This is a genomic window from Rhodoferax sp. UBA5149, from assembly GCF_002413825.1.
GTDB lineage: Bacteria > Pseudomonadota > Gammaproteobacteria > Burkholderiales > Burkholderiaceae_C > Rhodoferax.
The window spans coordinates 32,898-39,303 of record NZ_DHXT01000088.1 but is presented as its reverse complement, the minus strand read 5'-3'; the positions used below and the strand labels follow the sequence as shown (position 1 = coordinate 39,303).

Below are 6,406 nucleotides of genomic sequence, written 5' to 3'. Positions count from 1 at the left end.
CGAACTGGCCGAAGGCCCTATGCGTGATGAACTGCGGGCCGTGCTGAGCGGCGGCAGCCTGGCTGGCAATGCCCAACTGCGGCAGATGGAGACCGGCACATGGGTCATCCAGGGCGATCCGACCGAAGCCGCGTTCCTGGTGGCGGAGCGCAAGCTGGGCAGCAGCGGTGTGGCACGTGAGAGGGAAGACCGCTTTGAACGCATCGGCGAGATCCCCTTCACCTCGCAGCGCAAGATGATGTCGGTGCTCGTGGTGGACCATGCCGACGGCGACGCGCACGTGCTCTTTACCAAGGGCGCGCCCGATGTGCTGCTGGCGCATTGCACCCGCGTCCGTCACGGCGAGGCCACGGTGGCGCTCGATGCCGCCTGGCACACGCAGGTGCAGGCCGACGTGGCTTTGATGACAGATAACGCGCTGCGCACGCTGGGCGTGGCGCGCCGCACGCTGGCAGCTGACGCGCAGATCCCGACCGATGCTGCGGAGGCGGCTGCGCTCGAACAGGAGCTGGAATACCTCGGCACCGTGGGCATCATCGACCCGCCGCGCGAAGAGGCAGCCGTGGCCATTGCCCAGGCTCGCCAGGCTGGCGTCCGCGTGGTCATGATCACCGGCGACCACCCGCGCACGGCGGTGCGCATTGCAGCCGATCTCGGCATCGTCGAGGTCGGTGCGCCGGTGCTCACCGGACTTGATCTCGACAAGCTGGACGACGCGGCCTTCACTTCAGCAGTGCGGCAGACCTCGGTATACGCCCGCGTGGCACCCAAGCACAAGCTGCGCATCGTGCGAGCGTTGCAGGACGGCGGCAACGTGGTGGCCATGACGGGTGACGGCGTCAACGACGCCCCGGCGCTGAAGGCCGCCGACATCGGCGTGGCGATGGGCGTGGCAGGCACCGAGGTGAGCAAGGAGGCGGCCCGCATGATCCTGGCTGACGACCATTTCGCCACCATCGTGCTGGCGGTGCGCGAAGGGCGTGGCGTGCTCGACAACATCCGCAAGTTCCTGCGCTACCTGCTGTCGTCTAACCTGGGCGAGGTGCTGACGGTGTTTGGCGGCGTGGTGGGGGCGGGTGTCATCGGTCTGAAAGCCACGGCCACCGGCTCGGGTGGCGCGGTGGTGCTGCCGCTGCTGGCCACGCAGATCCTGTGGATCAACCTGATCACCGACACCGGGCCCGCGCTGGCGATGGGCGTGGACCCGATTGCCGAAGACATCATGGCGCGCAAGCCGCGCCCGCGCAGCCAGCGCATCATCGATGGCCGCATGTGGCGCAGCGTGCTTGAGGCCGGCGTCGTGATGGCGGTGCTGACCCTGCTGACGCTGGACCTCTTCCTGCCCGGCGGGTTGATCGAGCCGGTGGACAGCTGGCTGGGCCCCGGCCCGCACAGCCTGGAAGGGGCGCGCACCGCCGCCTTCACGGTGCTGGTGCTGACGCAGCTGTTCAACTGCTTCAACGCGCGCTCGGCAACCGCATCCGCGTTCCGGGATGCGTTTTCGAACCGCTGGCTGTGGGCAGCGGTGGCCTTGTCGACTGCGCTGCAAGTGGCTGTCGTGCACCTGCCCTTCCTCAACCTCGCCTTCGGCACCGTGCCGCTCTCGGCGGGCCAGTGGTGCGTGTGTGTGGCAATGGCCAGCGGCGTGCTCTGGTTCAGCGAAGGGCGAAAGCTGTTGCGACGACTCTGGACCCGGCGCTCGCTTGCACCGCCCGGTCACAGAGTTTTGCCGCCGGTGTACAAGTAACCAACAAGGAGTCTGTATGAAAATCGATGCCAATGCATTCAAACTCGGCGAGGGCGACGAGGTCGACCTCGGCCTTTGGGCCACGAAGGTCAAACCGCTGTGCAAGTCGAAGAAGGCGTACCGCAAAGAGTTGCAGGACCACGTCGAGCGCTTAAGCGACCAGCAACGCCTGCTCTACGCGTCGAACCGCCACGCCTTGCTGCTGGTGTTCCAGGCGATGGACACGGCCGGCAAGGACGGCGCGATTCGCCACGTGATGTCGGGTGTCAACCCGCAAGGCTGCCAGGTCTTCAGCTTTCAGCATCCGAGCGCGCGGGAACTGCAGCACGACTTCCTATGGCGCACCACCCGCGACCTGCCCGAGCGCGGACGCATCGGCATATTCAACCGCTCGTACTACGAAGAGGTGCTGATCGTGCGCGTGCACAGCAGCATCCTGCAAAGCGAATGCCTGCCCGACGCTGCTGCCGACGAATCGGTGTGGCGCGGGCGCTACCGCTCGATCGTCGACCTGGAAAGGCATTTGCACGCCAACGGCACGCGCATCGTCAAGGTGTTCCTGCACCTGTCGAAGGAAGAGCAGCGCAAGCGTCTGCTGGCGCGCATCGACGAGCCCGACAAGAACTGGAAGTTCAGCGCCGCCGACATCGCCGAGCGCAAGTTCTGGGACGCCTACATGCAAGCCTATGGCCATGCCCTGAGCGCGACCAGTACAGCGGACTCGCCCTGGTTCATCGTGCCCGCCGATGACAAACATGACGCGCGGTTGATCGTGTCGCAGATCGTGCTCGACGCGCTGCAAGGTTTGAAGATGCGTTACCCGGTGGTCAGCGCGGCGCGGCGGCAGGAGCTGAAAACGATTCGAAAGCAGCTGGCGAAGTGAGCTGGTGCAGGCTCGCGCGGGTGAACTATTTCGCGTCATGATGGCCGGTACGCATTTTTTATATCTCGCCGATGCAAGCCCTGATCGACTTCCTCTCGCAGCACCCCGCTCTGGCACTCGGCGTGGTGTTCGCTGCGTCCTTGCTGGAGTCGGTGGCCGTGATCGGCACCATCATCCCAGGCAGTTCGGTGGTCGTCGCAGCCGGCGTCCTCATCGGCCTTCAGGTCCTCGATCCATGGTGGGTGGCAGCGACGGCCGTGATCGGCGCGATCCTCGGCGACGGCTTCAGCTTCTGGCTCGGTCATCGCTATCACGAAAGGCTGCGCGCCTGGTGGCCTTTGAGCACCCATCCCGAATTGCTCGCGCGCGGGCAGGCGTACTTTGCAGAGCATGGCGGCACGAGCGTGTTCCTGGGCCGCTTCCTCGGACCTGTGCGTGCCATCGTTCCCGTGGTCGCCGGCATGTCCAACATGCCGAGGCTCCGGTTCGCGGTGGTGAATGTGCTGTCCGCCATCGCCTGGTCGGCAGCGCACCTGCTGCCCGGCGCGCTTTTTGGTGCTTCGCTGCAGCTTGTCGGCGCTGTGAGCTCCCGCCTGCTCATCCTCTTGGCAGGGGTGGTGGCCGTCGTCTGGCTGTGCACCGTGCTGCTGCGCCTGACCCTTCGGGGCGCTTGGCCGGTCGCGAGCCGGCAGCGTGATCGGATGGTGGCGTGGGCGCGTCCCAGAACCGGCGTATTCCCGCGGTTCGTCCTGTCGCTGCTGGAGCCCGCGCGGCCGGAGTCGCTCGGGCTCCTCATTGCCGCCGTAATGTTGCTCGGCGGAGCCTGGATGTTCCTTGGCATCACAGAGGACGTGGTGTCGAGCGATCCGCTGGTGCAGTTCGACCACGTCGTGTTCACAGCCCTGCAGAAACTGCGCACGGGCTTGGTCGACGAAGTGATGATCGCCGCCACCGAACTCGGCAGTGCCATGGTGGCGATCGCCGTCATCGCCTCGGTGTCGGTGGTGCTCGCGTGGAAACGCTGCTGGCGCACGCTGGCGTACTGGTTGACGGCCGTCGGTTTCGCACAGGCGCTGGTCTGGATCCTGAAGATGACGCTGGAACGTGCACGGCCGATGGCCATGTACGACGGCACCGACCAGTTTTCATTCCCGAGCGGGCACGCCGCGTCGAGCATCGTGCTCTACGGTTTCCTGGCTTTTCTTCTGGCGCACAAGAGGAGTCCCAAGATCAGATTCACCATCGCGCTGCTGGCGGCGGGGTTGGTCGGGCTCATCGCGTTCTCGCGCCTTTACCTCGGAGCGCACTGGCTGTCGGATGTAATTGCCAGTCTGAGTCTAGGCACGGCCTGGGTGGCGCTGCTCGGTATCACCTACATGCAGCATGAACCAACAGAGCGCCTGCCTGCCCGTACCTTGTTGTTCACCGCATTGGGGACGCTGATCCTGGCGGGGTCCACGGTGGTTGTGACACATCATGCGGCCGACGCCGCCCGGTACGCGCCCCGCCAATCCACTTCGACCTACCTTCTGGTCGACTGGCGGGTAGACGGATGGCAGAGGTTGCCTGCCCACCGAACCGAGGTGGATGGTGATCACGAGGAGCCGCTGTCGGTGCAGTGGGCCGGCACGGCGGATCGGATCGTGCAAGAGCTCGAAGCAGGCGGGTGGCGCAGGCCGCCGCCATGGACGCTGCGGACGACGCTCTTGTGGCTGTTGCCGTCCACTCGCGTCGGGCAGCTCCCGGTGCTGGTAAAGCTTCACCAAGGCGCGTCGCCGACCATGAGTTTCGAGCGGGAACTGGACCCATCGCGTCGCCTTGTGATTCGCCTTTGGCCGACGTCCTACCAGGTCGGGGCGGTAAACGACCCACCCGTGGCGCTGTGGATCGGGATGGCGACCCTCGAACGCTTGGCGCATCCGGCCGGCATGGCGACGCTGGCGATGACTGATCAGGACTTTGGCATGCCGACGGCGCAACTTGCGAAATCTCTGCACACCCAAGGCGTGCGCCTCAACATCAAGCGCAGGGACACGACGGCTGTGTTATTGGTGCGTTGAGACGCGGCTGGTGGCGTCGGAGATGCCCGCGGACGTGGGTGCCGAGCCTCAAGTGGCAGCCGAAGGTAGCTGTTGTGGCGCCCATGTGAAGGGTGCCCCCCTCAGGCTGTCAATGAGGACCTGGAACGCCCACAGCAGGTGCGAGTCGTAGATCCGAGCGCCCAAGGAAAACTCTAAACTACGAAACCTACGAAACCTACGAAACGCCTGCTGAACGATTCAGCCAACTCGTTGCATCGACCGGTTGAATCCAAGCTGCAAAGCGGAAGTCCTGTCCGCCACAAGACATGGCGCAAGGGATGTGGAGAAATTGCTGCTGCAACGGGGAAAACGATATCTGCACCATTTTCTTCAAGAAAAATGTGCTTGTAGCCCTCGCAGATACTACGCAAGAAGCTATTAAAACAATAGCAAAACCTATTTGCTTTGCTGCGTGGCCCGCCACTCGCCGGGGCTACTTCCCGTCCAGCGTTTGAAGGCCCGGTTGAACGCACTGGCCTCCGAGAAGCCCAGGCGCTGCGCAATGTCGACAAACGTGCTGTCGGTGTCGGCCACGGCGGTGCATGCAGTCTCCTTGCGCACGGCATCCACCACATCGGAGTAACTCAAACCCTGGCTTTGCAGGCGGCGGGCAAATACCCGGTCGCTCAAGGCAAACTGCTCGGCGGCGGCCGAGCGCTCCGGCACGCCGGTCGCCAGCTTCGCCTCCAGCCAGTGGCGGACCTGGGCTGAGAAGTCGGGGGTGTCGCTGAGGGCGGCCAGGCGCGCTGCCGCGTATTCGCGGTGCATGGCGGCGAGTTGCGTGTCGGCTTGCGGCAGGGCGCGGTCCAGCAGGGCGTTGTCCAGTTGCAGGCCGCTGAACGCCTGGTTGAAATCCACCCCGGTTTGAAACACCGTCTGGTAGCCCGCCAGTGGCCCCAGTTGGCTGTGGCTGAACTGCACCTGCGCCGGGACGAAGCGGTGGTCGGTGACCCAGCGGCTGAAGCTCACCACCGCCGCCAGCACGGCTTCGATCTGGTGCGGGCTGAAGGCCAGTTCGCCTTGCTGCGGGTGGTAAATCAGCCAACTCTTGTCGTCGCCACCAATGATCTGGAAGCGCCCGCCGTCGCTGATCAGGCGCTGAAACTTTTGCACCAGCGTAATCGCCTCGCGCAGCGTGGGCGAGGACTGGAAGATGAAGCTCACCACATTGAAGCTGGCCGGCCCCACCAGGCTGCCAGCTTTGAGGCCAAAGCCGGAGTCCTGGGTCAGCTCGGCGGCGGCACGCCACAGCCGGGTGATGTCGTCGATGGGCCAGCGCTCGTCGCCCAGCTGCCGGGGCCCCAGCCCGGCGTGCGCCAGCAGTTGCGTGCGGGTCAGGCCATGGCGTTCGGCGGCAGCGAGCACGGTGTTGATCCAGCTCATGGAAACACTGGCTTGTGCGGTCAACATGCTTGGCTCCTGAAGTCAAGGGGTTCGCCATGATAAGCCGTTATCGTCAGGTCTTTCCGCTCAGGAACTCCCTTATATGGCAACTGCAAATGTTCAGTCGGATGTGCTGGTGATTGGCGGTGGTTTGGCCGGTCTGGTCACCGCTATTGAGTGTCTGCGCGCGGGTAAAAGCGTCACGCTGGTGGACCGCGACACGCCCGAGCGTTTGGGCGGTCTGGCGCTGTGGGCCTTTGGCGGCATGGCCTTGGTGGACACACCGCTGCAGCGGCGCATGAAGCTCAAGGA

At 64.8% G+C, this 6,406-nt stretch carries 5 protein-coding genes; 4 read left to right on the top strand and 1 reads right to left on the bottom strand.

Annotated elements, in window-relative coordinates; translation table 11 throughout:
- The 3 genes from B3V69_RS07575 to B3V69_RS07565 form a co-directional block, all read left to right on the top strand.
- Positions 1-1,747: cation-translocating P-type ATPase (locus B3V69_RS07575; protein ID WP_296445271.1), on the top strand; the 1,747-nt coding region annotated here is incomplete at its 5' end.
- Positions 1,748-1,763: 16 nt separating this feature from the next.
- The gene (locus B3V69_RS07570; RefSeq protein WP_296445270.1) at positions 1,764-2,630 is read left to right on the top strand and encodes an ADP-polyphosphate phosphotransferase; all 867 of its coding nucleotides are present in this window, start codon (positions 1,764-1,766) and stop codon (positions 2,628-2,630) included.
- A 71-nt stretch (positions 2,631-2,701) separates the two neighbouring features.
- Positions 2,702-4,690, top strand: coding sequence for a bifunctional DedA family/phosphatase PAP2 family protein (locus B3V69_RS07565; RefSeq protein WP_296445268.1), 1,989 nt, complete (start codon positions 2,702-2,704; stop codon positions 4,688-4,690).
- A gap of 417 nt (positions 4,691-5,107) precedes the next feature.
- Here the strand turns inward: B3V69_RS07565 and B3V69_RS07560 are convergent, their stop codons facing one another.
- Positions 5,108-6,121 (bottom strand): AraC family transcriptional regulator, encoded by a 1,014-nt coding sequence (locus tag B3V69_RS07560; RefSeq protein ID WP_296445266.1) that lies wholly within the window; start codon positions 6,119-6,121, stop codon positions 5,108-5,110.
- A gap of 76 nt (positions 6,122-6,197) precedes the next feature.
- Between B3V69_RS07560 and B3V69_RS07555 the strand changes: the two genes are divergently transcribed.
- A partial coding sequence (locus B3V69_RS07555; protein ID WP_296445264.1) for an FAD-dependent oxidoreductase occupies positions 6,198-6,406 on the top strand: 209 nt, incomplete at its 3' end.

Bases quoted from the DNA above. Each gene is read 5' to 3' on its own strand.
- B3V69_RS07570 (WP_296445270.1), top strand. From the start codon at position 1,764: ATGAAAATCGATGCCAATGCATTCAAACTCGGCGAGGGCGACGAGGTC.
- B3V69_RS07565 (WP_296445268.1), top strand. From the start codon at position 2,702: ATGCAAGCCCTGATCGACTTCCTCTCGCAGCACCCCGCTCTGGCACTC.
- B3V69_RS07560 (WP_296445266.1), bottom strand. From the start codon at position 6,121: ATGTTGACCGCACAAGCCAGTGTTTCCATGAGCTGGATCAACACCGTG.